At 59.8% G+C, this 23425-nt stretch carries 26 protein-coding genes; 5 read left to right on the forward strand and 21 right to left on the reverse strand.

Going from position 1 to position 23425, the window contains the following annotated elements; translation table 11 throughout:
• Positions 1-21 precede the first annotated feature (21 nt).
• The 15 genes from ybgF to GFU70_RS22380 all read right to left on the reverse strand — a co-directional run bounded on the left by ybgF (position 22) and on the right by GFU70_RS22380 (position 12330).
• Positions 22-855, reverse strand: a complete 834-nt coding sequence (ybgF, locus tag GFU70_RS22310; protein WP_058542610.1) for a tol-pal system protein YbgF — start codon at positions 853-855, stop codon at positions 22-24.
• Between the two features lie 6 nt (positions 856-861).
• Positions 862-1359, reverse strand: coding sequence for a peptidoglycan-associated lipoprotein Pal (gene pal, locus GFU70_RS22315; RefSeq protein ID WP_003178634.1), 498 nt, complete (start codon positions 1357-1359; stop codon positions 862-864).
• 52 nt (positions 1360-1411) lie between these two features.
• The gene (tolB, locus tag GFU70_RS22320; protein WP_153388820.1) at positions 1412-2713 is read right to left on the reverse strand and encodes a Tol-Pal system beta propeller repeat protein TolB; all 1302 of its coding nucleotides are present in this window, start codon (positions 2711-2713) and stop codon (positions 1412-1414) included.
• Positions 2710-3789, reverse strand: a complete 1080-nt coding sequence (gene tolA / locus GFU70_RS22325; RefSeq protein WP_058542612.1) for a cell envelope integrity protein TolA — start codon at positions 3787-3789, stop codon at positions 2710-2712. Before tolA ends, tolB begins: the two co-directional genes overlap by 4 nt.
• A complete protein-coding gene (tolR, locus tag GFU70_RS22330) occupies positions 3789-4241 on the reverse strand; it encodes a protein TolR (RefSeq protein ID WP_161798348.1) in 453 nt (150 codons plus the stop codon). The genes tolA and tolR overlap by 1 nt, the downstream gene beginning before the upstream one ends.
• Positions 4242-4264: 23 nt before the next feature.
• Positions 4265-4960: a protein TolQ gene (gene tolQ / locus GFU70_RS22335; protein ID WP_058542613.1), complete on the reverse strand. Its 696-nt coding sequence runs from the start codon at positions 4958-4960 to the stop codon at positions 4265-4267.
• Entirely contained in the window at positions 4950-5417 is a 468-nt protein-coding gene (ybgC, locus tag GFU70_RS22340) for a tol-pal system-associated acyl-CoA thioesterase (RefSeq protein ID WP_003205037.1), read from the reverse strand. The genes tolQ and ybgC overlap by 11 nt, the downstream gene beginning before the upstream one ends.
• 126 nt (positions 5418-5543) lie before the next feature.
• Positions 5544-6605, reverse strand: coding sequence for a Holliday junction branch migration DNA helicase RuvB (ruvB, locus tag GFU70_RS22345; RefSeq protein ID WP_003178599.1), 1062 nt, complete (start codon positions 6603-6605; stop codon positions 5544-5546).
• Entirely contained in the window at positions 6606-7214 is a 609-nt protein-coding gene (gene ruvA / locus GFU70_RS22350) for a Holliday junction branch migration protein RuvA (RefSeq protein WP_058542614.1), read from the reverse strand.
• Between the two features lie 114 nt (positions 7215-7328).
• Entirely contained in the window at positions 7329-7853 is a 525-nt protein-coding gene (gene ruvC / locus GFU70_RS22355) for a crossover junction endodeoxyribonuclease RuvC (protein WP_003178595.1), read from the reverse strand.
• Between the two features lie 306 nt (positions 7854-8159).
• Positions 8160-8906 carry a YebC/PmpR family DNA-binding transcriptional regulator gene (locus GFU70_RS22360; protein ID WP_018614256.1) on the reverse strand — a complete coding sequence of 249 codons (747 nt, stop codon included), beginning with the start codon at positions 8904-8906 and terminating at the stop codon, positions 8160-8162.
• Between the two features lie 122 nt (positions 8907-9028).
• Complete coding sequence (gene aspS, locus GFU70_RS22365; protein ID WP_058542615.1) at positions 9029-10804, reverse strand: aspartate--tRNA ligase; 1776 nt, start codon at positions 10802-10804, stop codon at positions 9029-9031.
• 75 nt (positions 10805-10879) lie between these two features.
• Entirely contained in the window at positions 10880-11101 is a 222-nt protein-coding gene (locus GFU70_RS22370) for an FmdB family zinc ribbon protein (protein ID WP_003178589.1), read from the reverse strand.
• Positions 11102-11307: 206 nt separating this feature from the next.
• Positions 11308-11649 (reverse strand): ribbon-helix-helix domain-containing protein, encoded by a 342-nt coding sequence (locus GFU70_RS22375; RefSeq protein ID WP_153388821.1) that lies wholly within the window; start codon positions 11647-11649, stop codon positions 11308-11310.
• Between the two features lie 207 nt (positions 11650-11856).
• Entirely contained in the window at positions 11857-12330 is a 474-nt protein-coding gene (locus GFU70_RS22380) for a Dps family protein (RefSeq protein WP_014339923.1), read from the reverse strand.
• Between the two features lie 395 nt (positions 12331-12725).
• Here GFU70_RS22380 and GFU70_RS28945 point away from each other — a divergent pair, with 395 nt between their 5' ends.
• Complete coding sequence (locus GFU70_RS28945; RefSeq protein ID WP_058542617.1) at positions 12726-13331, forward strand: cold-shock protein; 606 nt, start codon at positions 12726-12728, stop codon at positions 13329-13331.
• A 77-nt stretch (positions 13332-13408) separates the two neighbouring features.
• Here the strand turns inward: GFU70_RS28945 and GFU70_RS22390 are convergent, their stop codons facing one another.
• Complete coding sequence (locus GFU70_RS22390; RefSeq protein WP_042728752.1) at positions 13409-13615, reverse strand: SlyX family protein; 207 nt, start codon at positions 13613-13615, stop codon at positions 13409-13411.
• Between the two features lie 3 nt (positions 13616-13618).
• Entirely contained in the window at positions 13619-14044 is a 426-nt protein-coding gene (locus GFU70_RS22395; RefSeq protein WP_116641427.1) for an HIT family protein, read from the reverse strand.
• 886 nt (positions 14045-14930) lie between these two features.
• On the opposite strand from GFU70_RS22395, the gene GFU70_RS22400 reads away from it, so the two are divergent.
• Positions 14931-16205, forward strand: coding sequence for an OprD family porin (locus tag GFU70_RS22400; RefSeq protein WP_058542619.1), 1275 nt, complete (start codon positions 14931-14933; stop codon positions 16203-16205).
• Positions 16206-16353: 148 nt separating this feature from the next.
• On the opposite strand, the gene GFU70_RS22405 is transcribed toward GFU70_RS22400, so the two are convergent.
• Positions 16354-17196 carry a mechanosensitive ion channel family protein gene (locus GFU70_RS22405; protein WP_058542620.1) on the reverse strand — a complete coding sequence of 281 codons (843 nt, stop codon included), beginning with the start codon at positions 17194-17196 and terminating at the stop codon, positions 16354-16356.
• Between the two features lie 276 nt (positions 17197-17472).
• Complete coding sequence (locus tag GFU70_RS22410; protein ID WP_003205057.1) at positions 17473-17958, reverse strand: YajQ family cyclic di-GMP-binding protein; 486 nt, start codon at positions 17956-17958, stop codon at positions 17473-17475.
• 142 nt (positions 17959-18100) lie between these two features.
• Between GFU70_RS22410 and GFU70_RS22415 the strand changes: the two genes are divergently transcribed.
• From GFU70_RS22415 to GFU70_RS22425, 3 genes are read left to right on the forward strand one after another with little or no spacing between them, the layout of a single operon-like run.
• Positions 18101-19018: a putative 2-dehydropantoate 2-reductase gene (locus GFU70_RS22415; RefSeq protein WP_153388822.1), complete on the forward strand. Its 918-nt coding sequence runs from the start codon at positions 18101-18103 to the stop codon at positions 19016-19018.
• A 46-nt stretch (positions 19019-19064) separates the two neighbouring features.
• Complete coding sequence (locus GFU70_RS22420) at positions 19065-21101, forward strand: HAMP domain-containing sensor histidine kinase (protein ID WP_058542622.1); 2037 nt, start codon at positions 19065-19067, stop codon at positions 21099-21101.
• A gap of 2 nt (positions 21102-21103) precedes the next feature.
• On the forward strand, positions 21104-21685 hold the full coding sequence (locus GFU70_RS22425; RefSeq protein WP_153388823.1) for a cob(I)yrinic acid a,c-diamide adenosyltransferase: 582 nt from the start codon (positions 21104-21106) through the stop codon (positions 21683-21685).
• Positions 21686-21802: 117 nt separating this feature from the next.
• Here GFU70_RS22425 and GFU70_RS22430 read toward each other — a convergent pair whose 3' ends face one another.
• Both GFU70_RS22430 and GFU70_RS22435 read right to left on the reverse strand, forming a co-directional pair.
• Positions 21803-22747 (reverse strand): Nudix family hydrolase, encoded by a 945-nt coding sequence (locus GFU70_RS22430; protein WP_058542624.1) that lies wholly within the window; start codon positions 22745-22747, stop codon positions 21803-21805.
• Positions 22744-23376, reverse strand: coding sequence for a glutathione S-transferase family protein (locus GFU70_RS22435; RefSeq protein ID WP_153388824.1), 633 nt, complete (start codon positions 23374-23376; stop codon positions 22744-22746). Before GFU70_RS22435 ends, GFU70_RS22430 begins: the two co-directional genes overlap by 4 nt.
• Between the last annotated feature and the right edge of the window lie 49 nt (positions 23377-23425).

Genomic DNA, 23425 nt, shown 5'->3' on the forward strand with positions numbered 1-23425 from the left:
TCAAGACAGGGTCAAGCCGACTTACATGCGTTGCAGATCACGCTGGGCCAACTGGGCGGCGGATGTACCCGGATATTGGGCCACCACCTGCTGCAGAATGCCTTTTACCTTGTCGGTGTGACCAAGGCGACGCTCTACGTCAGCCAGCTTGTACAGCGAATCCGGCACCTTGGCGTGCTTGGGATACAGTTGCGAAACCTTGGCAAACGCCTGGCCGGCACCTTGCAGGTCGCCCTTGGCCAGGTTCACTTCACCCAGCCAGTACTGGGCATTGCCCGCGTACTGGCTGTTTGGGTATTTGCGCAGGAAAGCGGCAAAAGCCTGGCTGGCCTTGTCGAAATCCTTGGCCTTGATCAGGTCGAAGGCAGCATCGTAGTAGAGCTTTTCCTTCGCCGGATCAGCCGGCTCGCCACCGGCGGCAGGTGCTGCGGGAGCGGCTGCTCCCGCGCCTGCGGCTGCACCGGGGGCGTTCAAGTCGCCACCGGCAGGAGAATTCTCAGGAGTCGCGGCAGGTGCAACGCCGGTTCCTATGCGCCGATCAAGATCCTGGTATCGCTCCAGGTTTTCCTGCTTCATGCGCGACACTTCATTTTGCAGAACTTCGATCGCGCCTTGTTGGCGTGACAGTTGATCCTGCATTTGCTGGAGCTGGTTGAACAGCACGCCCTGTGCCGAGACAGGGGCCGAAACCCCTCCCCCGGCATAGGCGCCGTTCGTACCGTAACCTGCAGGCGGATAACTGCTCCCGCTATTGTTATAGCCGGTATCGTTATCGACCACAGGAACCGCAGCCCACGCCGCAAGCGGCGCGAGACTGAGAGCCAGGACAGTTACAGCACGACGGCACGTTCGCATGACGAATTACTTACGCAGTTCGACGCGACGGTTTTGAGCCCAGGACTGCTCGTCGTTGCCGGTAGCAACTGGACGCTCTTCGCCGTAGGAAACCAGTTCCAGCTGAGCTGGGGAAACACCTTGCAGTACCAGGTAGCGTTGAACGGCTTTCGCACGACGCTCGCCCAGAGCCATGTTGTACTCACGAGTACCACGTTCGTCGGTGTTGCCTTCCAGAACGACGCGAGCGCCGTTGGCTTTCAGGTCCTTGGCGTGAACGTCCAGAGCGCGCATGGCTTCTGGCTTCAGGTCCGAGCTGTCGTATTCGAAGTAGAAGGTGGTGATTGCGCGCAGAGCAGCTTCTTCGCTCAGGGAGCCATCAACTGCACCAGTGTTAGCGCCGTAACCAGCGTTTGGATCAACAGCACCTTCACCGGCATTGTCGCCGCCTTTGGACGAGCAACCTACAGCTACAGCCATGGCCAGAGCCAGCGCAGCAAATTTACCAAACTTCAGCATTTCCATCGTGAAACTCCTAATGAACCCCAGTGTGTTAAGTAAAACGTGTAGCGCCGCGTCAGTTCAGGTAAGGGGACCAGGACGGTTCTCTGACTTCGCCTTGAGCGGTAGGAAGCGGGAGCCTCACGCGTCCGTTAATGGACACGAGCATCAAGACTCCCCGGCCCTGCTGGCGGGTGGCGTAGATTACCATGGTGCCGTTGGGCGCAACAGTGGGCGACTCATCCAGAGTGCTATCAGTGAGGATTTTTACGCTACCGCGCTGCAAATCCTGGGCCGCCACCTTGAAATTGGTAAAACCATCCTGGCGATGGATCATCACCAGGGTCTTTTCGTCCGCCGACAGCTTAGGGTTGGCGTTGTAGTTACCGACGAATGTCACGCGTTCGGCACCGCCACCACCGGCACTGGTCTTGTAGATCTGTGGCTTGCCGCCACGGTCGGAGGTGAAGTAGATGGTCGAGCCATCCTTGCCCCAGAACGGTTCGGTGTTGATGCCCGGGCCGTTGGTGACGCGGGAGATCGAACGCGAAGCCAGGTTCATCACGTAGATGTCCGGGTTACCGTCCTTGGACAGCACGAACGCCAGGCGCGAACCGTCCGGCGACCAGGCTGGCGCGCCGTTCAGGCCTTCGAAGTTGGTGATCTGCTCACGACGACCGGTGTCGATGTGCTGCACGAAAATGCGCGGACGCTTCTGCTCGAACGAGACATAGGCAATGCGCTTGCCATCGGGAGCGAAGCGCGGCGACAGGATCGGCTCGCGCGATTGCAGCAAGGTCACCGCACGCGCGCCGTCATAGTCGGAGCGTTGCAGGGTGTAGCGGGTGTTGTTTTGGGAGAAGCGTTCGGCCGTCACGTAGAGCATGCGGGTAGAGAACGCGCCCTTGATGCCGGTGAGTTTTTCGAACGACTGGTCGGAGATGTAATGCGCCATGTCACGCAGTTGATCGACGCTGCCCGACACACTGCCGGTCAGCACTTGCTGCTCGGTGGCGACGTTGAACAGGGTGTACTGCACCTGCAGGCGACCGCCGGCCGGCACGATGCTGCCGACCATGAGGTACTGGGCGCCCAAGGCTTTCCAGTCACGGTAGATGACTTCGCTGGCCTGGGTCGGCAGGCTGATCATGTTCTGTTTCGGAATCGGCGCGTAGTAACCCGAGTTGCGCAGGTCGTTGCCGATGATTTCCGCCATGTCGTCCGGCAGGACGCTGCCGCCCTGCCAGCCGAACGGTACGACGGCGATCGGCGTCGCCCGGTCGCTGCCGCTGGTGACCAGGATGTTCTTTTCCTCTGCTACCGCTATCCCTGCCAGGCAGCAGATAACGACCAGCATTGATCGAAGAAGGTTTCTCACAAGGCTAGATCCTCAGGTGTGAATGTCATCTTGAATGAACGATAGGGAGCAAAGTCGCTCGGTTTCATTCCTTGCATTTCCGTCAATCGCCCAATGTTCTTGACCGCTGCGACCGCCGAAGCGTCGAACGGGCCGTCACCACTGGACTTGGCGACGTTGACCGAGGTAACCGTACCGTCGGGCAACATGCCGATTTGCAATACTACCGTCATGCCTTTACGCGCCGAAGGTGGACGAGCCCAGCCTTCTGCCGCTCGGGCGCGAATCAAATCATCGTAGCTGCCGGCGACTTCGTCGCCCTGCTCATCGGCCAAGGCCTGCTGGCGCTCCGGCGTGTCGGAAAGCAGATCTGCCAAGGCCTGGGCCTTTTTGTCTTCGGCGGATTTACGCGCTGCGTCCTGGGCCTTTTTCTTGGCGGCGTCGGCGGCGGCTTTCTTCTTCGCGTCTTCGGCGACTTTCTTTTTCGCCTGTTCAGCTTCAGCTTTCTTCTTGGCGTCTTCGGCCGCTTTTTTCTTCGCGTCCTCGACGATCTTTTTCTTCGCTTCTTCAGCGGCCGCTTTCTTGGCTTCTTCTTGCGCGGCTTTCTTGGCTTCTTCTTCGGCTTTCTTCTTGGCTATATCAGCCAATTGTTTCTCTTCTGCCTTTTTGGCCTCGGCGGCTTTCTTCGCTTCGTCGGCTTTCCTGGCTTCGTCAACCTTTTTCGCCTCGTCAGCTTTCTTCGCCTCATCGGCCTTCTTGGCTTCCTCGGCCTTTTGAGCCGCTTCCTCTTTCTTTTGTTCCGCGGCCTTTATCGCTTCCTGCTCGACCTTCTTCTGCTCCATCTGCTCGACTTCGGTCTGGCGCGCAGCAGATTTCTTCGCCTCACCGGCGAGTTTCTGGTTGGTCTGGGTGGTCGCCTGGCTTTTCGACTTGAGCTGGTACAACGTCGCCTGCACGATCGGCTTGGCCGGCGGCAGCTCTGGAGTCATGGCAAAACTGACGAACAGCATGCCGAACACCAGCACATGCAGGCCGATTGCCAGGACGCTGGGCCAGAAGTAGCTTTCCGAGGCGGACGGCTCTCGCTGTTGCTGCATCAGGGGGCCTCGGTGATCAAGCCAACATTACCGACCCCGGCTTTCTGCAGGCCGCCCATGGCGCCCATCACGGCACCGTAGTCGACGGTCTTGTCGCCGCGAATGAAGACCTGGGTGCGCTTGCCGGCATCGTTGCCGACACGAATGATCTTGGTCACCGCGTCGGTCATCTGCGGCAAGGTCATGGCCCGGTCCTGCTGCTTCTCGGTGTCGACTTCGCTGCCAAGGTTCCAGTAGTAGGTCTTGTCGGCCTTGATCGAAATGGTCAGTACCTGGGTGTTGTTGTCTTGCGGCAAGGCTTCGCTGGAAACCTTGGGCAGATCGACCTTCACGCCCTGATTGAGCATGGGTGCGGTCACCATGAAAATGACCAGCAGTACCAGCATCACGTCGATGTAGGGCACCACGTTCATCTCGGCAACCGGCTTGCGCTTTTTTCGGGCTCGAGCGATTAAAGCCATTGGGAAATACCTGCTTATTCTTCGCTGGTGTGCACTTTACGGTGCAGGATCGCCTGGAATTCATCGGCGAAGGTGTAGTAACGGCCGGTCAGCATTTCGCTGCGGGCGGCGAAGCGGTTGTAGGCGATAACGGCCGGAATGGCCGCGAACAGGCCGATGGCGGTGGCGACCAGTGCCTCGGCGATGCCCGGGGCCACGGTGGCCAGGGTCGCTTGCTGGGCAGAAGCCAGGCCACGGAAGGAGTTCATGATCCCCCACACTGTACCAAACAGACCAATGTACGGGCTGACCGAACCGACGGTGGCCAGGAACGACAGGCCCTGTTCGAGTTTTTCTTCCTCGCGGGAGATGGCGACGCGCATGGCACGGGCCACACCTTCCATCACCGCTTCCGGGTCAACGCCCGGCTGCTGGCGCAGGCGGGAAAACTCCTTGAAGCCGGCACGGAAGATCTGCTCCACGCCCGAATCCGGGTCCGGATTACTGCCAGCCTGGCGGTAGAGTTTGGACAGGTCGATGCCGGACCAGAAGCGCTCTTCGAAGCTCTCCAGGGCTCGACGACCGGCGCGCAGCATGTTGCTGCGCTGAAAAATCATGATCCATGAGGTCACCGATGCGGCTACCAGGATCAGCATTACCAGTTGCACCACGACGCTGGCATTGCTGACCAGGCTCCACATGGAGGTATGGTCGACGACGTTAGCTTCCACGCTTTATCTCCTGCTCTGAGTGTGTACCGGCGCCGCTCACGCCGGCAAAGGCCGCGCGTAGAGCTTCGGGAATGGCCCGGGGTTTCAAACTATGGGTGCGCACACAGGCCACCAAAAACTGCCCTTCACAGAGCAGCACGTTATCCGTAGCCCGCCTGACCTGCTGCTTGAAGCGCAGGCTGACACGGTTCAATTCGATGACATCGGCACTTACCACCAACTCGTCGTCCAGTCGCGCCGGCGCGTGGTAGCGCGCTTCGCTGGAATGCACGACGAATAACAGGTCCTCCCCTGCCAGCGCGGATTGGGCGAAACCCAGTTCCCGCAGCCGTTCGGTTCGAGCCCGTTCCATAAACTTGAGGTAATTGACGTAGTAGACGATGCCGCCAGCATCGGTGTCCTCGTAATAAACGCGACAGCGATGTGCGAACGACTCCAGCCCGTTTTGCGCGCGCATACTCTAGTGCTTACTCCTCAGGTTGCCAATCGGCCTGGCAACTGTTTTTTCATTCTCGAACGCATTGACGTTCCAGGCGTCGTCTGGGACAGCACGAACCGGAAAAAAGTCGGCGAACAGAGCTCGTTAATCGTCCACGGCATCGAGGAATTCGTCTACCACCGGCATCTCACCCATTCGTGTCGGGATGTTTAAGCCAAAATGCAGATAAGCGTGGCGGGTCACCACGCGCCCGCGAGGGGTACGCATGATGTAGCCCTGCTGGATCAGGTATGGCTCCAGCACATCTTCAATGGTGTGGCGCTCTTCGCTGATGGCCGCGGCGAGGCTGTCCACGCCCACCGGGCCACCGTCGAACTTCTCGATCATGGTCAGCAGCAGGCGCCGGTCCTGGTGGTCGAAACCACGCTCGTCAATGTCCAGCAGGTTCAACGCCAGGTCGGCAATCGGCTTGGTGATGTGACCCTTGGCCCGGACTTCGGCAAAGTCCCGGACCCGGCGCAGCAGTCGGTTGGCGATCCGCGGCGTACCCCGGGCACGACGGGCGATCTCATAGGCACCGTCCGGGTCCAGCGGCAACCCGAGGATGCCCGCCGAACGGCTGACAATCGTCGCCAGGTCGGCGTTGTTGTAGAACTCCAGGCGCTGGACGATACCGAAACGATCCCGCAGCGGGTTGGTCAGCATCCCGGCACGGGTGGTGGCGCCCACCAGGGTGAAGGGCGGCAGGTCGAGCTTGATGGAGCGTGCGGCCGGCCCTTCACCGATCATGATGTCGAGCTGGAAATCTTCCATGGCCGGGTACAGCACTTCCTCGACGATCGGCGACAGCCGATGGATTTCGTCGATGAAGAGCACGTCATGGGGCTCAAGGTTGGTCAGCAGCGCCGCCAGGTCACCCGGTCGTTCGAGGACCGGCCCCGACGTGCTCTTGATCGAGACGCCCATTTCCTGGGCAATGATGTTGGCCAGGGTGGTCTTGCCCAGGCCCGGCGGGCCGAAGATCAAGGTGTGGTCCAGCGACTCGCTGCGCCCACGGGCGGCCTGGATGAACAACTCCATCTGCTCGCGCACCGTCGGTTGACCGATGTAGTCGGCCAGGCTGACAGGACGAATCGCGCGGTCCTGGATTTCCTCGCGGTCACGGGGCGCGCCCGTGGCGGCGATCAGGCGGTCAGCTTCAATCACTTAAATCATTCCCTTCAGGGCGCGACGAATCATATCTTCGGTACTCAAGCCTTTTTCCTTGATCGCAGAAATCGCCTTGCTGGCTTCCTGCGGCTTGTAGCCCAGGGAGATCAGGGCGGTGACTGCATCGTTTTCGGCGCTGACCGCAGGCGCAGGCGCATCCGGCTGGTTCGGCACCAGGGCGAACATCGCCGGCACCGCTTCCCAGGCCTTGAAGCGATCCTTGAGTTCGACCAGCAGGCGCTCGGCGGTTTTCTTGCCCACACCTGGCACCTTGGTCAGGGCCGAGGTGTCCTGGGACTGCACGCAACGCACCAGTTCGTCGACCTCCAGGCTAGACATCAAGGCCAGGGCCAGTTTCGGGCCGACGCCATTGAGACGGATCAGCTCGCGGAAGAAGTCCCGCTCGCGCTTACCGACGAAGCCATAGAGTAACTGCGCATCCTCGCGCACGACCAAATGGGTGTGAAGGGTCAGCGGCTCGCCGACCGACGGCAAGCGATACAGCGTGGTCATGGGCACTTCCAGCTCATAGCCCAGGCCGTTTACATCCAGAATCAGGTGCGGCGGCTGTTTTTCAGCCAGGGTGCCGCGCAAGCGTCCAATCACGTTTCAGATCCTTGGGTGTTGGCCAGCCTGCTGGCTGGCGAGTAACAGCCCGGGCATAGGGCCGACGACACAGGCGCAAGATGCTCGGGCTCACGAAAGATTGCGCTGATGCTATCAGAGACGCAGGCGCCCGCCACGACTGCGTGCGGTTCCCAGGCCGTGAGGCAACAGGCTGGAACGGGTATGGGCATGGCAAATGGCGATGGCCAGGGCATCGGAAGCATCGATCTGCGGCTTGCTGACCAGTTTCAACAGGTGCATTACCATCATTTGCACCTGCTCCTTGTTCGCCGCCCCGGTTCCGACGACCGCCTGCTTGACCTGGGTCGCGCTGTACTCGGCGATCTCCAGGTTTTCCTCGGCGCCAGCCACAATGGCTGCGCCCCGGGCCTGCCCCAGCTTCAAGGCCGAGTCGGCGTTGCGCGCCATGAAGACCTTTTCGATGCCCATGGTGACCGGCCCATAGGTCTGGATGACCTCGCGCACGCCGCGATAAACGATCTGCAAGCGTTCATGCAGCTCACCCGCCCCGGTGCGGATACAACCAGATGCGACGTACACGCAGCCGCGCCCGGTATCGCGAACCACACCGTAGCCGGTGATGCGCGAACCAGGGTCGATACCAAGGATTAAAGTCATAGCGCCTGCGAAAAGGTAATGCGGGTTACAAGAGGATACAGCTCATCAAAGGCTTGCAGTGAATCCGTGGCGAGAGAGCCAGCTCCCGCCGGGCTACGCAGGAGCTGTGTAGGAGCTGTCGAGTGCAACGAGGCTGCGATCTTTCCCCAGACACTTGAATCTCAAGCGAAAGACCAAGACCAAGATCAAGATCAAGACCAAGATCAAAAGATCGCAGGCTTCGCCAGCTCCTACAGGTTCCAGCGGGAGCAAGCTCCCTCGCCACAATGGTTCCACACAAACTTAAGTGAGCAGCATTACGCTCCGTCAGCCGAGCTGTTCAGCCACCGACTCCGGAATGTCAGCGTTAGAGTAGACGTTCTGCACATCGTCCAGGTCTTCCAGCATGTCGATCAGCTTGAGCACCTTCTCGGCGCCTTCCAAGTCCAGTTCGGCACTGGTGGTCGGCTGCATGACGATTTCCGCGTCGGCGGGCTTGAAACCGGCCGCCTCCAGGGCGTTGCGCACGGCATAGAAGCTGGCGAACGATGTGAACACATCGAACGAACCGTCTTCATGGCTGACCACGTCATCGGCATCGGCCTCCAGGGCCGCCTCCGTCAGGGCATCTTCATCGAGGCCCGGCGCGAAGCTGATTTGCCCCTTGCGCTCGAACAGATAGGCCACCGAGCCGTCGGTGCCCAGGTTGCCACCGCATTTGCTGAACGCGTGACGCACGGCGGCGGCTGTACGGTTGCGGTTGTCGGTCATGCATTCGACCATCACCGCCACGCCGCCCGGGCCATAACCTTCGTAGGTCAGTTCTTCAACGTTGTCAGCTTCGGTCGCACCCGCGCCACGGGCGATGGCCCGGTCGATGATGTCGCGGCTCATATTGGCACCCAGCGCCTTGTCCAGGGCCAGGCGCAAGCGCGGGTTGGAACCCGGGTCGCCGCCACCCTGGCGGGCCGCGACCGTCAGCTCACGGATCCACTTGGTGAAGATCTTGCCTCTCTTGGCATCCTGACGTTCTTTGCGGTGCTTGATGTTCGCCCACTTGGAATGACCTGCCATAACTCGCTCCGGTTTTTCTTTGAAACTATTGCCCGCCCTGCGCTTGCGCAACCGCCGGCAACCAGAAATATCGACCCCAATGAAAAGGCGCATCCGAAGATGCGCCCTCTCAGGTGCCAGCCTTACTCAGCCTTTGGCTGTTCACGCAGACGGATGTGCAACTCGCGCAGCGCCTTGGCATCCACCACACCCGGCGCCTGGGTCATGACATCGGCCGCGCTCTGGGTTTTCGGGAATGCGATCACTTCACGGATCGACTGGGCGCCCGTCATCAGCATCACCAGGCGGTCCAGGCCGAAGGCCAGGCCACCGTGGGGCGGCGCGCCGTATTTCAGGGCGTCGAGCAGGAAGCCGAACTTCTCTTCCTGCTCGGCTTCGTCGATGCCCAGCAGACGGAACACCGCCTGTTGCATTTCCTTGCGATGGATACGGATCGAACCTCCACCCAGCTCGGTGCCGTTCAGGACCATGTCGTAAGCGCGCGACAGAGCGGTGGCCGGGTTGGCCTCCAACTCTTGCGGCGAGCACTTCGGCGCGGTGAACGGGTGATGCAGTGCAGAGAAGCTGCCGTCGTCGTTTTCTTCGAACATCGGGAAGTCAACGACCCACATTGGCGCCCACTCGCAAGTCAGCAGCTTCAGGTCGTGACCCAGCTTGATACGCAGCGCGCCCAGGGCTTCGCTGACAATCTTGGCCTTGTCGGCGCCGAAGAACACGATGTCGCCGTCAACTGCGCCCACGCGATCGAGGATCACATTGAGGTTGGCTTCCGGGATGTTCTTCACGATTGGCGATTGCAGGCCATCAACACCGGCGGCGCGTTCGTTGACCTTGATGTAGGCCAGGCCCTTGGCCCCGTAGATGCCGACGAACTTGGTGTAGTCGTCGATCTGCTTGCGCGGCATGCTGGCACCGCCAGGAACGCGCAGGGCCGCGATACGGCATTTCGGGTCGTTGGCCGGGCCGCTGAACACCTTGAACTCGACGTCCTTGAGCTGATCGGCCACGTCCACCAGTTCCAGCGGGTTACGCAGGTCCGGCTTGTCGGAACCGTAGCGGCGCATGGCCTCCTCGAAGGTCATGTGCGGGAACTCGCCGAATTCCAGACCCAGCACTTCCTTGAACAGGTTGCGGATCATGCCTTCGGTCAGGCCCATGATGTCTTTTTCGTCGAGGAAGCTGGTCTCGATGTCGATCTGAGTGAACTCAGGCTGACGGTCGGCACGCAGGTCTTCGTCGCGGAAGCACTTGGCGATCTGATAGTAGCGATCGAACCCGGCCACCATCAGCAACTGCTTGAACAGCTGTGGCGATTGCGGCAAGGCGAAGAAGCTGCCGGGGTGGGTACGGCTCGGCACCAGGTAGTCGCGGGCGCCTTCCGGCGTGGCGCGGGTCAGGATCGGCGTCTCGACGTCGAGGAAGCCGTTCTCGTCCAGGTAACGACGGATGCTGGTGGTCATGCGCGAACGCAGGCGCAGCTTCTCGGCCATTTCCGGGCGACGCAGGTCGATGAAGCGATAGCGCAGGCGGGTTTCTTCGCCCACGTCGGAGTATTCGTTGAGAGGGAACGGCGGGGTTTCCGACTCGTTGAGCACTTCCAGCTCATAGCCCAGCACTTCGATCATGCCGGACGCCATGTTGGCGTTGCCGGCACCGGCCGGACGCAGGCGCACCTTACCGGTGATCTTGACCACGTATTCGCTGCGCACGCGGTCGGCGGTGGCGAAGGTGTCAGCGCGGTCCGGATCGAATACCACCTGGGCCAGGCCTTCACGATCACGGATATCGAGGAAAATCACCCCGCCATGGTCACGGCGACGATGGACCCATCCGCAAAGAGTAACTTCCTGACCTTCCAGGCTTTCGTTCAGTTGGCCGCAATAATGGCTGCGCATCATGGTAGTGGTTTCACTTCTCGTAATTCGAAATTCGGTTGGAGGACCTGCCCGTGCAAGCACTCGCGCGTGTTCAACTCAATCAGCTTTGTCGCCACCGGCCAAATTCTTCTTGGCGCCGGTCTTGAAGTCGGTTTCATACCAGCCTGTGCCGCCGAGGCGGAAACCTGGCATGGACAGCATCTTTTTCAGTTCTGGCGCCTGGCAGGCAGGGCAGTCGACCAGCGGTGCCGCGCTGATCTTTTGAATGGCTTCCATCTGATGACCACAGGAAGCACATTGATAATCGTACATCGGCATGGGGGTTGTCTCGGCGATCAGGTTACTCGCGCAAAGGCTGGGCTTTGCGGCAAAGAGCGGGATTATATCCATTAAATGCGGCCTGTGCAGCCGTAAGACCGCGTGTAGGAGCTGACGAGTGCAACGAGGCTGCGATCTTGCCCCAGACACTTGAGTCGCAAGCGAAATCAAGATCAAGATCAAAAGATCGCAGCCTTGGGCAGCGCCTACGCCGCACCATGATCCATTTCCGCCTCCTTCAAACTGTGCACCACGCAAACCACACGCACCAGCGCGCTAAAATTGCGCACCCCGCCATGGCGCAGGTGCACTTCCCTGTCGACATGGGACAGCAACGTACTGATGGAGCAGCTGTTGAGCTGGGCCATGTCGCCGAGGATATCCCAATAGACCTGTTCCAGCCGCAGACAGGTGGCGAACCCGTTCAGACGAATGGACCGGGCCAGGGGACGCACCAACTGCATATCGAACCCCCTGACGAACGGATCGACGCTGATGGGCTGGAAACGCCCATGCCCCCCCTCCCCCGGTTCTTTTCCTTGAATCATACCGTTGACACTCCTTTGCCATACGAGCCTCTCAGCTGGAACAATCCATCTGTGGCTCTATGGAAGCTCAACGGCATCGCCAGTTCCAGACGATTTTATGACCATGGACGTAGGACAAGCCAACAGCAGGCAGGCGACGAATTACGCCGTCCTACACGCCGCTCGCTGGGAATACTGCCCACTCCACGTCAGCACCTGCCTAAGGGGTCACTGTCCCTCCAGCAACGCGCGCAGCATCCACGCGGTCTTTTCGTGAACCTGCATGCGCTGGGTCAGCAAGTCGGCGGTGGGCTCATCGCTGACCTTGTCCAATAAAGGAAAGATGCCACGGGCCGTACGCGTTACCGCTTCCTGACCCTCGACCAGCTGCCGGATCATGTCTTCGGCACCCGGCACCCCTTCCTCTTCCTTAATAGAAGACAAGCGCGCGTACACCGAGTAGGCCCCTGGGGCCGGGAAACCCAGGGCGCGAATTCGCTCGGCAATCAGATCCACCGCCAGGGCCAGCTCATTGTATTGCTCCTCGAACATCAGGTGCAGGGTCCGAAACATGGGCCCTGTGACGTTCCAGTGGAAATTGTGGGTCTTGAGATACAGCACATAGGTGTCCGACAGCAGGCGCGAAAGCCCGTCGACGATGGACTTGCGGTCTTCTTCACTGATACCGATATCAATTGCCATGTTGGTTGATCTCCTGACGGTGATGAATTCGACAACGCCCCAAACTCTAGTGGTTTTGGCCGCCTATGGCCTGCGACAGATCGCCAGCCCTCCTGAACCGACAAGCCAGGACAGCGAGCGGTTCCGACGCCCCGTAGGATTCAACGCCGTTTGCCTGGCACCTTCAAGCAGCGGCTGGTCTTTTCTGGCCGACGAACAGCGCGGTACGCGCCCGTAACGAGTTTGAGAAGGCCGGGGCTTTGCTGTTAAATAGGCAGTGTGTCGCTACGCTTATTTTCCCGGGTGTGGCGCATAGGCTGATTCGGGTACGTGTCCAACGCCTCTCATTGTTTCGAAGCGAACCGCCCCCGACCAGCTCTTCCTTAGTGATCTGTCTTAACCGTGAGCCAATCAAAATGTTGAAAATCGTCCACTTGCTAATGGGCGCAGCTGCCCTGCTGCTGTCCTTCATCCCTAGCCTGGGTTCCGAAGCCACACCTTACCTGCAACACCCCGATGCACTGTACCTGGCCTTTTTCGGCCTGCTCAACCTGACCCTTGCACCCGTCATCCCTTACTGGAACAAAGGTCCACGTCACCAACTGCAAAACCTGGTCAGCGTCCTGCTGGTGCTGGCCGTTGCCCTGCAAACCCTGGCCCTGCTGGCGCCTATGCCGCAAATCGGTGGTCAACCGGCCATTGTGTTCAGCCTGGGTGCAGCACTGCTCGCCGTGGCACTGCACCTGGCCGTCAGCTTCTACAAGAAGTCGGCGCCGGCCGCCGCTGCGCAGAACTACGACATGTCCAACCGCGATACCGGCACGGTGAAGTGGTTCAACACCTCCAAAGGGTTCGGCTTCATCTCCCGCGACTCCGGCGATGACATTTTCGTGCATTTCCGGGCCATTCGTGGCGAAGGCCATCGCGTCCTGGTGGAAGGCCAGCGCGTGGAGTTCTCCGTGATGAACCGCGACAAGGGCCTGCAGGCCGAAGATGTGATCGCCGCGCTGCCGCGCCGCTGATCCAAGCGTAAAAAAACCGCGATGCAGCCTGGCTGCTCGCGGTTTTTTATTGCCCGTCAAACGGGAGTCGGGCTCAATCAGTAGTGAGGAGGCGGTGCCTCTTCTTCGAACGACTCGAACTGCCCGGCCATTTCTTCCTGGCGCTTGAGCAACGCCGCCATCTGCAGCTGCAGACGCTCGACGACCCGCTGTTGCTCCACAAGTACATCATTCAATGCCTGGATGGTGTCATCCTGAAACGCCAAGCGGCTTTCCAGATCGGTCACGCGGTCTTCAAGGTTCATGATTCAGCCCTCCAGAAACTTGAAATCATCGGTCAAGGCCACTCGCAACCGTTCACGAATCGCCGCGACCTGCCCTGCATTATAAGGCTGCGCCGGGTGCTTGCCCCAGACCGGCGCAGGCCAGGCGGCATCATCACGCCTACGCACGATGACATGCATGTGCAATTGACTGACGACGTTACCCAGGGTTGCAACGTTCATCTTGTCGGCATCGAACGAATCCTTGAGGGTTTCGGCCAGCGCCGTGGTTTCTTTCCACAGCTGCTGCTGATCAGCGTCATCCAATTGAAACAATTCGCTGATATCTTCCCGCCGCGGTACGAGAATGAACCACGGGTAGTTCGAATCGTTGGACAAGAGCAACCGGCACAACGGGAAATCACCGATGGGCAATGTGTCTTGTTGCAGTCGTGGATCTAAAGCGAACACCGCGGGTACTCCTCGCTCGTTATCGGTTCTGCCCGGTTGGCGGCCCGCAGGCCTGCACCGGACTCAGATACGCAGCATACCTTCGAACGCGGGATCGATCACGGCGTACCGTCCGGACACACGGCCTTCGAATGATTTTTTTCAACGCACGGCATCAACCTGTGCATGCAGGCGCACCAACACAGCGCAAGCGACACGACACGCTCCTGACAGGACCGTGCCAGGGCTCGGGAAAGGCATCGAGGCTGGAAAATTTTCGTACAGCTTGAAAATTTTTTGCACCAAAACAGCACAGTGCGTCTACGCTCAGTGCACAAAGTATCCGTGATTTACTCACTGGGTAGGGTGAACCGGTAACGTTTTTGGTTGTCTCGCCACGTTTGTCGGCGTCAAACACGAGAGCCGCACACGAGTCAACCCTATTTAAAACAAGGCCTTTGGGGCCCGGTTTCATGAGGTTTCACCGCTTCAATCGGTAAGATGTGAAAAAAATGTAAACGAAAATCGGGTTTGAGCATGCTTGTTGCATTCATCCCCGCACTGTCCAAAGGTCTCGCCGGAAGCGGGAACCTGCCGACATACAAATTAAAGTGGCAAGGCTGCCCTCAGGAGCTTCAAGCGCGGTAATGACGGACTCTTTACACCGATGCCGGAAAAGAAAAACAACATTAGAGTTGTGAACACGGTTGCGTCGGATGAGCTGAATACGACATGGATCGAGCCATTGGCGACATGGTCGTAAAGAAGCTGAAAGGTTGAATGGGCAAGTATCGCCAATAATGTCGGCGTGATATAAGTTTGCGCCGACACAAAAAGAAAGAGCCGCCCAGATAAAAAAACAGGTGGGACGGCAGTACTCTTCTAAAAACCAAAGGAGCAAATCACGATGCGCGTGATGAAGTGGAGCATGATCGCACTGGCTGTATCGGCCAGCGTTTCGCAGTTCGCAATGGCCTCTTCCCAGGAAGAATCCAAGGGCTTTTTTGAAGATCAGAGCCTGAATGTCAAAAGTCGTATGCTGTACATGAACCGTGATTTCAAACACGGTGAATCCAACAGCCAGTCCACCCCTAACAAAACTCGTAAAAAAGGTTATCGCGAAGAAACAGGCCTGGGTGTACAGGCTGTTTACGAGTCGGGCTTTACCCAAGGCACCATTGGTTTTGGTCTGGACGCGCTGGCTAATGGCATGGTCAAACTGGACAGCGGCGCCGGTCGTACCGGTAACGGCATGTTCGGCAAGGATAGCGAAGGCCATCCGGAAGACACCCAATCCAGCGCTGGCGGCGCGGTCAAGTTCCGTTTCTCCGACACTGTTCTGAAGTACGGCAACCAGTACGTTGCCAGTCCAGTCTTCTCTACAGACGACAGCCGTCTGCTGCCAGAAGTCGCCACCGGTACTTTGATCACCAGCAAGGAAATCAAAGGTCTCGAATTGAGCGCCGGTCGCTTCACTGCCATGCGTGACCAGGACCAAATGGGCCGCGACAGCCTCGGCTTGAAGACGGCTGACATTGCCGGTGCAACCTACCAGTTCACTGACAACTTTGTAGCCGGTGTAGCTGCTTCCGACATCGAAGACTACTACAAGAAAAAGTACCTGAACCTGAACTACACCATGCCGATCAGCGAGGATCAGTCCCTGAACCTCGACTTCAACGGCTATGACAGCAAAAGCCAAGGTCAGGAGCTGGACGGTGACGTTGACAACCGCATCTGGTCCCTCGCGGCAGCCTATAGCGTCGGCGCTCACAAGTTCACCTTGGCGCACCAACGCTCCTCGGGTGATAGCGGCTATAAGTACGGCGCAGTAGACGGCGGTGGCACTATCTTCCTCGCCAACTCCATCCAATACTCCGACTTCAACGGTGAGGACGAGCGCTCCTGGCAAGCTCGCTACGACCTGAACATGAAGTCCTACGGCGTTCCTGGCCTGAGCTTCATGACTCGCTACGTCAAAGGCGACAACATCACCACTGCTTCCGGTGAAGGTAAAGAGCATGAGTTCGACTTCGAGACCAAGTACGTTCTGCAAAGCGGCCCAGCGAAAGACCTGTCCCTCCGCATTCGTAGCGCAATCGCTCGTTCGAACAATGCCTATGATGGTGGTAACGTCAACGACTTCCGCTTCATCGTCGAATACCCACTGAGCATCTTGTAATTCAGTGCTAATTCGATAGCTGCACCGTAACAAACAAAAACCGCTCACCTGAATCAGGTGAGCGGTTTTTTTGTGTTTATGGCATGTCAGTTTAAAGCAACTTTGTAATTAGCAAGCTAACTAACAATAATCCCATACAGTCAAAACGTTACTGTGCAGCACCTTCGTGGACCATACGAATAACACGTTGTGGGAACGGAATATCAATCCCCGCGTCCTTCAAACGATCGCGCGCCTGTTCATTGAGCATGAACATGACATCCCAATAATCAGCCGTCTTGACCCATATCCGCAGTGACACAGTGATAGAGCTGTCGCCCAAGGTAGAAATCACTGCTTGCGGGGCCGGATCAGCCAGCACGCGCTCATCCTTGGCCAGCGCCAGCAACACTTCCCGGGCCTTTTGCAGGTCGGCCTGGTAATCCACGCCGACATCGAACACCACCTTGCGGGTCGGCTGGCGATTGGTGTTGGTGATGATGCCGTTCGACAGATTGCCGTTTGGCACGATGACAGTCTTGTTGTCACCGGTGCGAATCACCGTGTGGAAGATCTGGATGCTGTCGACCGTACCGGCCACACCTTGGGCTTCGATCCAGTCGCCGATGCGGAACGGACGGAACAGCAGGATCAGCACGCCGCCGGCGAAGTTCGCCAGGCTGCCCTGCAAGGCCAGGCCAATCGCCAGGCCGGCGGCACCGATGGCGGCGACGAACGAAGTGGTTTCCACACCGATCATCGAAGCGACGCTGACGATGAGCAATATCTTCAGAATGACGTTGGCCAGGGTACTGATAAACCCTTGCAATGCCAGGTCGGCGTTACGCAGGGCCAGCAGCGCGCCCAGTTTGCGTGTCACTTTGTTGATCAACCACCAGCCGATGGCCAGGGTGATGACCGCCAGCAGCACGCGGCTGCCGTATTCCATGATCATGGGGATCCAGGCCTGGGAAGCCCTGACCAGGTTGTCCACTTCAGCATTCAAGTCCATCTAACTCTCCTTATTTCTGTTGCACGCGGCATCTCTGACGAAGAAACCTGGGAGCTGCATAGAAGCCCCATATAGAAGCCCTGTAGAGCCCTGTAGGAGCCCCGTAGAAGCCGTGTAGGAGCTGTGTAGGAGCTGTCGAGTGCAACGAGGCTGCGATCTTTCCCCAGACACTTGAGTCTCAAGCGAACGATCAAAAGATCAAAAGATCAAAAGATCGCAGCCTCCGGCAGCTCCTACACAAGCCCCCCGTCACAGAATTTCCATACAACCGAAGTATCAGTCGCGGAAGTTGTTGAATTGCAGCGGCATGCCGAATTCCTTGCCCCGCAGTGCCGCAATGGCTTCCTGCAAGTCGTCACGCTTTTTGCCGGTGACCCGCACCTGCTCGCCCTGGATGGCGGCTTGCACCTTGAGCTTGGCGTCCTTGATATGAGCGACGATCTTCTTCGCCAGTTCCTTGTCGATGCCTTCCTTGAGCACGGCTTCCTGTTTCATCAGCTTGCCCGAGGCATAGGCATCCTTGACCTCAAGGCACTGCACGTCGATCTTGCGCTTGACCAGGGCCAGCTTGAGGATCTCGATCATCGCCTCGAGCTGGAAGTCGGCCTCGGCGGTCAGGTTCACGGTCAGGTCTTTTTCCTTGAACTCGAAACTGCCCTTGCCCTTGAGGTCATAACGACGGTCGAGTTCCTTGACGGCGTTTTCAACCGCGTTGGTGACTTCGTGCTTGTCCAGTTCGGATACCACGTCGAATGACGGCATGTAGTGTTCTCCAAATAAAAAGGCGCGCCAGTATCAACGGCGCGCGCTTGGCTTGTGGTTAAAATCGGGCTCATTATAACGGCTCTTTTCCTGCCGACACTGCGAGCCCTCAGATGCCAGCGCCAATCCGAGTAAAAAACTGATGTCCACCACCTGGCATGTCCTGGGGGCCGGCAGTCTCGGCACGTTGTGGGCCACGCGCCTGGCCCGGGCCGGGTTGCCGGTGCGGCTGGTGCTGCGCAACGAAGCCCGCCTGCAGGCCTACCGTAGCGCCGGCGGCCTGACGCTGGTGGAACAGGGCCTGGCGCAGAGCTACCCGATACCTGGCGAAACGGCGGACAGCCCGGAACCAATCAGGCGCCTGCTATTGGCCTGCAAAGCCTACGACGCCGAAGCCGCCGTGGCCTCGGTGGCCCACCGCCTGGACGCCGAATCGGAACTGATCCTGCTGCAGAACGGCCTCGGCAGCCAGGACGCGGTGGCCAATTGCGCGCCCCAAGCCCGATGCATCAGCGCCTCCAGCACCGAAGGCGCGTTCCGCGACGGTGACTGGCGCGTGGTGTTCGCCGGCCACGGCTACACTTGGCTGGGCGATCCTGCTCACCCAGTGGCGCCGTTCTGGCTCGACGACCTGGCCGCCGCCGGCATTCCCCACGAGTGGAGCGCCGACATCCTCACCCGACTCTGGCGCAAGCTGGCGCTCAACTGCGCAATCAACCCGCTGACCGTGCTGCACCGCTGCAAGAACGGCGGCTTGCAGGAACACCGCTGCGAAGTGGCGACCTTGTGTGCAGAGCTCACCGACCTGCTCGAACGCTGCGGCCAGCCCGCGGCGACCGAAGATTTGCAGCCGGAAGTCGAGCGGGTGATCCAGGCCACGGCCGCCAATTACTCCTCGATGTACCAGGATGTCGCCAATCGGCGCCGCACTGAAATCAGCTACTTGCTCGGTTATGCCTGCAAGATCGCCCAACGCCACGAGCTGACCGTGCCGCACCTGGAACAACTGCGCCAGCGACTGATTGTCCACTTGCACAACCTCGGATTGCCCAGCGACTGAGCAGCGGCTACGCTGGCCCTCGTGTTCCTTTTTAGCGACGAGTCTGATGCCATTGCGCCAGCGCCTTGAAAACCTCCCGGTCGGCCAGAAACTGCTGGCCGCCCTGTTGGTGTTGTTGACCACTGTCCTGCTAGTGGCCAACCTGACCTTTATCAGCGCCGCCTACTACATTTCCCAGGAAAGCATGGCGCCCCAGGCCCTGCAGACCATTGGCCGACTGGTGGCCAACCCGAGCCTGATTTCCGACGCCCTGCAATCGCCACAAAGCGCCCAGCGCTTGCTCGATGAGCTCAACAGCTACGCACCGCTACGGGCGGCGGCGCTGTACGACGGCCAGGGCGAACGCCTGGCACAACTGCAACAGGGCGAAAAGCTCAAGCTGCCGGACCAATACCGCAACATACAAGCCTGGCAGGCGGGCGAGTTTCGCAGCAACCAGATCATTACCCTGCCCCGTCCCGGCACGCTGCCCGGCCATCTGTTACTGGTGGCCAGCAGCGAATTGCCGACCGCGTTCTACACCGGCACCCTGACCGCCAGCCTCGGCATCCTGATTTTCAGCGTGTTGCTATGGCTGGTCATTGCCCAGCAGATCAAGCGCCTGATCACCCGGCCGATTCATCAACTCGAAGAACTGTCACGCCAGGTCACCCGCGAAGAGAACTATGCCCTGCGTGCCGCACGCGGCAACCACGATGAGATCGGTAGCCTGGCCGAGGCGTTCAACACCATGCTCTCGCGGATCGAAGCCCGGGAACAGCAACTCAAGCGCGCGCGGGACGACTCCCAGGCCGCCTACGACCAGGCCCAGGGCCTGGCGGAAGAAACCCGCCATACCAATCGCAAGCTGGAGCTGGAAGTCCAGGTGCGCAGCAAGATCGAGAAAAAACTCACGGGCTTTCAGAATTACCTCAACAGCATCATCGACTCCATGCCCTCGGCGCTGATCGCCCTCGACGAACAGCTCTATGTCACCCAATGGAACCAGGAAGCCAGCGCCCTCTCCGGCACACGGCTGGACGAAGCGCTGAACCAGCCGATCTTCCTCGCCTTCGAACCGCTCAAACCCTACCTGCCGCAGCTCAAGCAGACCGTCGAGCAACACACAGTGGCCAAGATCGAACGCGTCACCTGGACCAAGGACGACGAAGCCCGGCATTACGCCCTCACCTTCTACCCACTGATGGGCGGCGCCGGGCGTGGCGTGGTCATCCGGATCGATGACATCACCCAGCGCCTGTCGCTGGAAGAAATGATGGTGCAATCGGAGAAAATGCTCTCGGTCGGCGGTCTCGCGGCGGGCATGGCCCATGAAATCAACAACCCGCTGGGGGCGATCCTGCACAACGTGCAGAACATCCGCCGACGCCTGTCGCCGGAGTTGCCCAAGAACCTCGAACAGGCCGAGCAACTGGGCATCGACCTGCCGGTGGTCAATCGTTACCTGCAGAGCCGGGAGATTCCGCAGTTGCTCGACGGCATCCAGCAGGCCGGCGCCCGGGCGGCGAAAATCGTCACCCACATGCTCAGCTTCAGTCGTCGCAGCACCCGGCAGATGGCGCCTTGCGACCTGCCGGCGCTGATCGACCAAGCGGTGGAAATCGCCGGCAACGACTTCGACCTGGCAATCGGTTTCGACTTCAAGGGCCAGGCGATCATTCGTCAATTCGACCCGAACCTGGGCCCGGTACCTGGCACGGCCAACGAATTGGAACAGGTGCTGCTCAACCTGCTGAAAAACGCCGCCCAAGCGATCCACCAACGCCAGGACGACAGCGAACCGGGGCGCATTATCCTGCGCACGCGGTTGAATCCTCCGTGGGCGGAAATCCAGGTCGAGGACAACGGCATCGGCATGAGCGAGAACGTGCGCAAACGCACCTTCGAGCCTTTCTTCACCACCAAGGAGATAGGCCAGGGCACGGGCCTTGGCCTGTCGGTCTCGTATTTCATCATCACCAACAACCACAAGGGCCAGATGGAAGTGCAGTCGGCGCCGGGCCAAGGCACCTGCTTCACCTTGCGCCTGCCCCTGGCGAGCACCCCGATGGTGCCGCAGGAAAACAAACAACTGGAGCGCTGAGCATGGGTTTTCGCCTGTCGAAGATTTACACCCGCACCGGCGACAAAGGTGAAACCGGGTTGGGCGATGGTCGCCGCGTGGCGAAGGACCACCCACGGGTCGAAGCCATCGGCGAAGTGGATACGCTAAACAGCCAGCTGGGGTTGTTACTGGCCGGCCTGGCCGCTGAAACGGGTCGATACCCGGCACTGAAGGAGGTCATCGACGTGCTGACACCTTGTCAGCACCGGCTGTTCGATCTCGGCGGCGAACTGGCCATGCCGGCCTATCAGGCGCTGAACATGGCAGAAGTCGAGCGACTGGAAACCGCGATTGATGTGTGGAACGAGGAATTGGGGCCGCTGGAAAATTTCATCCTGCCCGGCGGTTCGAGCTTGATTGCCCTGGCGCATGTCTGCCGCAGCCTGGCCCGCAGTGCCGAGCGGCGTTGCCAGCAATTGAACGCCATGGAGCCATTGGCCGGGCCAGGGCTGGCCTATATCAATCGGTTGTCGGACCTGCTGTTTGTGGCCGCGCGGATCATTGCCCGGCGGCAGGGGGTGGCTGAGGTACTTTGGGTGGCGGCGGCCAAGCCTGGGGACTGAATCGTTCCTGAGGCCGCCATCGCGAGCAAGCTCGCTCCCACACTCGATCTTCGGCGTTCACAGCCTCCCTGTGGGAGCGGGCTTGCTCGCGAAGGGGCCAGCAGCCACACCACAAAATCAAGCCCCTGGCCAGAACGCCCGAATCCCCGCCACACCCTGCGCCCCGGTCTCCCAGGCTTTTTGCCGCTCGCCAGGCCCGACCCCACCCAATAGGTAAACCGGCCTATCGAAGCCCTCGATCAACCGCGCCGCCTCTGCCCACCCCAGCGGCTGTGCGTCGGGATGGGTCTGGGTTGGTTGCACCGGCGAGAGTGTCACGAAGTCCACGTCCATCTGCTGCGCCAGGGACAGTTCCTCGGCGTTATGGCAGGAGGCCGCCAGCCAGCGGTCCTTGCCAAACGGTCGACCGGCCGCTGCATGCTTGCGCAATTGCGCGGCGGTGATGTGCCAGCCGGCAGAAGGAAAATCCCCCAGCCATTCGAACGGTCCCTTGAGCATCAGCTGGGCCTTGCCGGCACACAGCCCCGCCGCGTCCACCGCCAGATCGCGGTATTGCGGGTCGTAGCCGTTGGGAGCACGTAGCTGGACCAACTTGATCCCGCCGGCAATCGCCTGCTGTATGCCGCGCAGTAAGGTCGGCGTCTCAAGGCCATCAGGGGTGATCAGGTACTCACCCGGCAAACGGGCCGCCGCGACGATCGGCTGATTGGCTGCCGGAAACTCATGGTTCGTCAGATCACGGGCCGTCACCCAGGCCAACGGCTGCCCTTCGGCGCCGTGGGGCTCGCCGGTGAACGCCGAGACTTCCCAGACATCCAGCAATACCTGCTTGTCCGGGTAATCGTGACGCACCTTGATCAACGGTCGCGCGGCATCGACGACAATGCCCAGCTCTTCATGAAGTTCGCGGGCCAGGGCGGTTTCGACAGATTCATCGGCCTCGACCTTGCCACCGGGAAATTCCCACAAGCCGCCCTGGTGCTGGGTGTCGGCCCGTCGGGCAATCAGGATTTTACCGGCGGCATCGCGAATGACCGCTGCCGCCACATGGACTCGTTTCACCGCGCAGTGTCCTCCAGGCCAGCTTGTTGCCACGCCTTGAACGCCGGCCATTGATAAAGGGTTTCGACGTAGGCCTCATCGACCTCCGACAGTTTGACCTGGTAAGTGCGCAAGCGCACGGCAACAGGGGCAAAAAATGCATCGGCCAGGCTCACGCGGCCGAACAGGTAGGGACCGGTTTCGGTCGCTGCGGCACGGCATTCTGCCCACAGCGCCAGCATCCGCTCGATTTCCACCTGGACGTCGGCCGGCATGGGCGACAGCGGTGCATCGCGCAGCAGGTCAAAGGGCATGTTGCTGCGGATGGCGAAGAAGCCGCTGTGCATTTGTGCACAGGCCGAGCGCGCCTGGGCCCGAGCGGCCACATCCTTGGGCCAGAGACCGGCATCGGGGAACTGTTCGGCCAGGTATTCGGCAATCGCCAGGGAATCGGCGATCACGCCGAACTCGGTCTTGAGCAACGGGACCTTGGCTGTGGCCGAATACTTGAGCAGCTTCTGGCGGGTGTCGGGTTGATCGAGCCTGACCAGTTCTTCGGTGTACTTCGCGCCGGTCAGCGCCAGGGCCAACGCGCCGCGCAGGGACCAGGAGGATAGATCTTTGTCGCCGATGATCAGGTGCAGGCTCATGTGAATTCCTTTCTTATGGTTCTGAGGTGTCTGCTCGCGATTGGAGCAG

This window comes from Pseudomonas brassicacearum, assembly GCF_009601685.2.
Classification (GTDB): Bacteria; Pseudomonadota; Gammaproteobacteria; order Pseudomonadales; family Pseudomonadaceae; genus Aquipseudomonas; species Aquipseudomonas kilonensis_B.

What these genes read in the sequence shown, in the direction of transcription:
- ybgF (WP_058542610.1), bottom strand. Translation starts at nt 855, where the DNA reads ATGCGAACGTGCCGTCGTGCTGTAACTGTCCTGGCTCTCAGTCTCGCG.
- pal (WP_003178634.1), bottom strand. Translation starts at nt 1,359, where the DNA reads ATGGAAATGCTGAAGTTTGGTAAATTTGCTGCGCTGGCTCTGGCCATG.
- tolA (WP_058542612.1), bottom strand. Translation starts at nt 3,789, where the DNA reads ATGCAGCAACAGCGAGAGCCGTCCGCCTCGGAAAGCTACTTCTGGCCC.
- ybgC (WP_003205037.1), bottom strand. Translation starts at nt 5,417, where the DNA reads ATGCGCGCGCAAAACGGGCTGGAGTCGTTCGCACATCGCTGTCGCGTT.
- ruvC (WP_003178595.1), bottom strand. Translation starts at nt 7,853, where the DNA reads ATGACTTTAATCCTTGGTATCGACCCTGGTTCGCGCATCACCGGCTAC.
- GFU70_RS22360 (WP_018614256.1), bottom strand. Translation starts at nt 8,906, where the DNA reads ATGGCAGGTCATTCCAAGTGGGCGAACATCAAGCACCGCAAAGAACGT.
- aspS (WP_058542615.1), bottom strand. Translation starts at nt 10,804, where the DNA reads ATGATGCGCAGCCATTATTGCGGCCAACTGAACGAAAGCCTGGAAGGT.
- GFU70_RS22370 (WP_003178589.1), bottom strand. Translation starts at nt 11,101, where the DNA reads ATGCCGATGTACGATTATCAATGTGCTTCCTGTGGTCATCAGATGGAA.
- GFU70_RS22375 (WP_153388821.1), bottom strand. Translation starts at nt 11,649, where the DNA reads ATGATTCAAGGAAAAGAACCGGGGGAGGGGGGGCATGGGCGTTTCCAG.
- GFU70_RS22380 (WP_014339923.1), bottom strand. Translation starts at nt 12,330, where the DNA reads ATGGCAATTGATATCGGTATCAGTGAAGAAGACCGCAAGTCCATCGTC.
- GFU70_RS28945 (WP_058542617.1), top strand. Translation starts at nt 12,726, where the DNA reads ATGTTGAAAATCGTCCACTTGCTAATGGGCGCAGCTGCCCTGCTGCTG.
- GFU70_RS22390 (WP_042728752.1), bottom strand. Translation starts at nt 13,615, where the DNA reads ATGAACCTTGAAGACCGCGTGACCGATCTGGAAAGCCGCTTGGCGTTT.
- GFU70_RS22400 (WP_058542619.1), top strand. Translation starts at nt 14,931, where the DNA reads ATGCGCGTGATGAAGTGGAGCATGATCGCACTGGCTGTATCGGCCAGC.
- GFU70_RS22405 (WP_058542620.1), bottom strand. Translation starts at nt 17,196, where the DNA reads ATGGACTTGAATGCTGAAGTGGACAACCTGGTCAGGGCTTCCCAGGCC.
- GFU70_RS22410 (WP_003205057.1), bottom strand. Translation starts at nt 17,958, where the DNA reads ATGCCGTCATTCGACGTGGTATCCGAACTGGACAAGCACGAAGTCACC.
- GFU70_RS22415 (WP_153388822.1), top strand. Translation starts at nt 18,101, where the DNA reads ATGTCCACCACCTGGCATGTCCTGGGGGCCGGCAGTCTCGGCACGTTG.
- GFU70_RS22420 (WP_058542622.1), top strand. Translation starts at nt 19,065, where the DNA reads ATGCCATTGCGCCAGCGCCTTGAAAACCTCCCGGTCGGCCAGAAACTG.
- GFU70_RS22425 (WP_153388823.1), top strand. Translation starts at nt 21,104, where the DNA reads ATGGGTTTTCGCCTGTCGAAGATTTACACCCGCACCGGCGACAAAGGT.
- GFU70_RS22435 (WP_153388824.1), bottom strand. Translation starts at nt 23,376, where the DNA reads ATGAGCCTGCACCTGATCATCGGCGACAAAGATCTATCCTCCTGGTCC.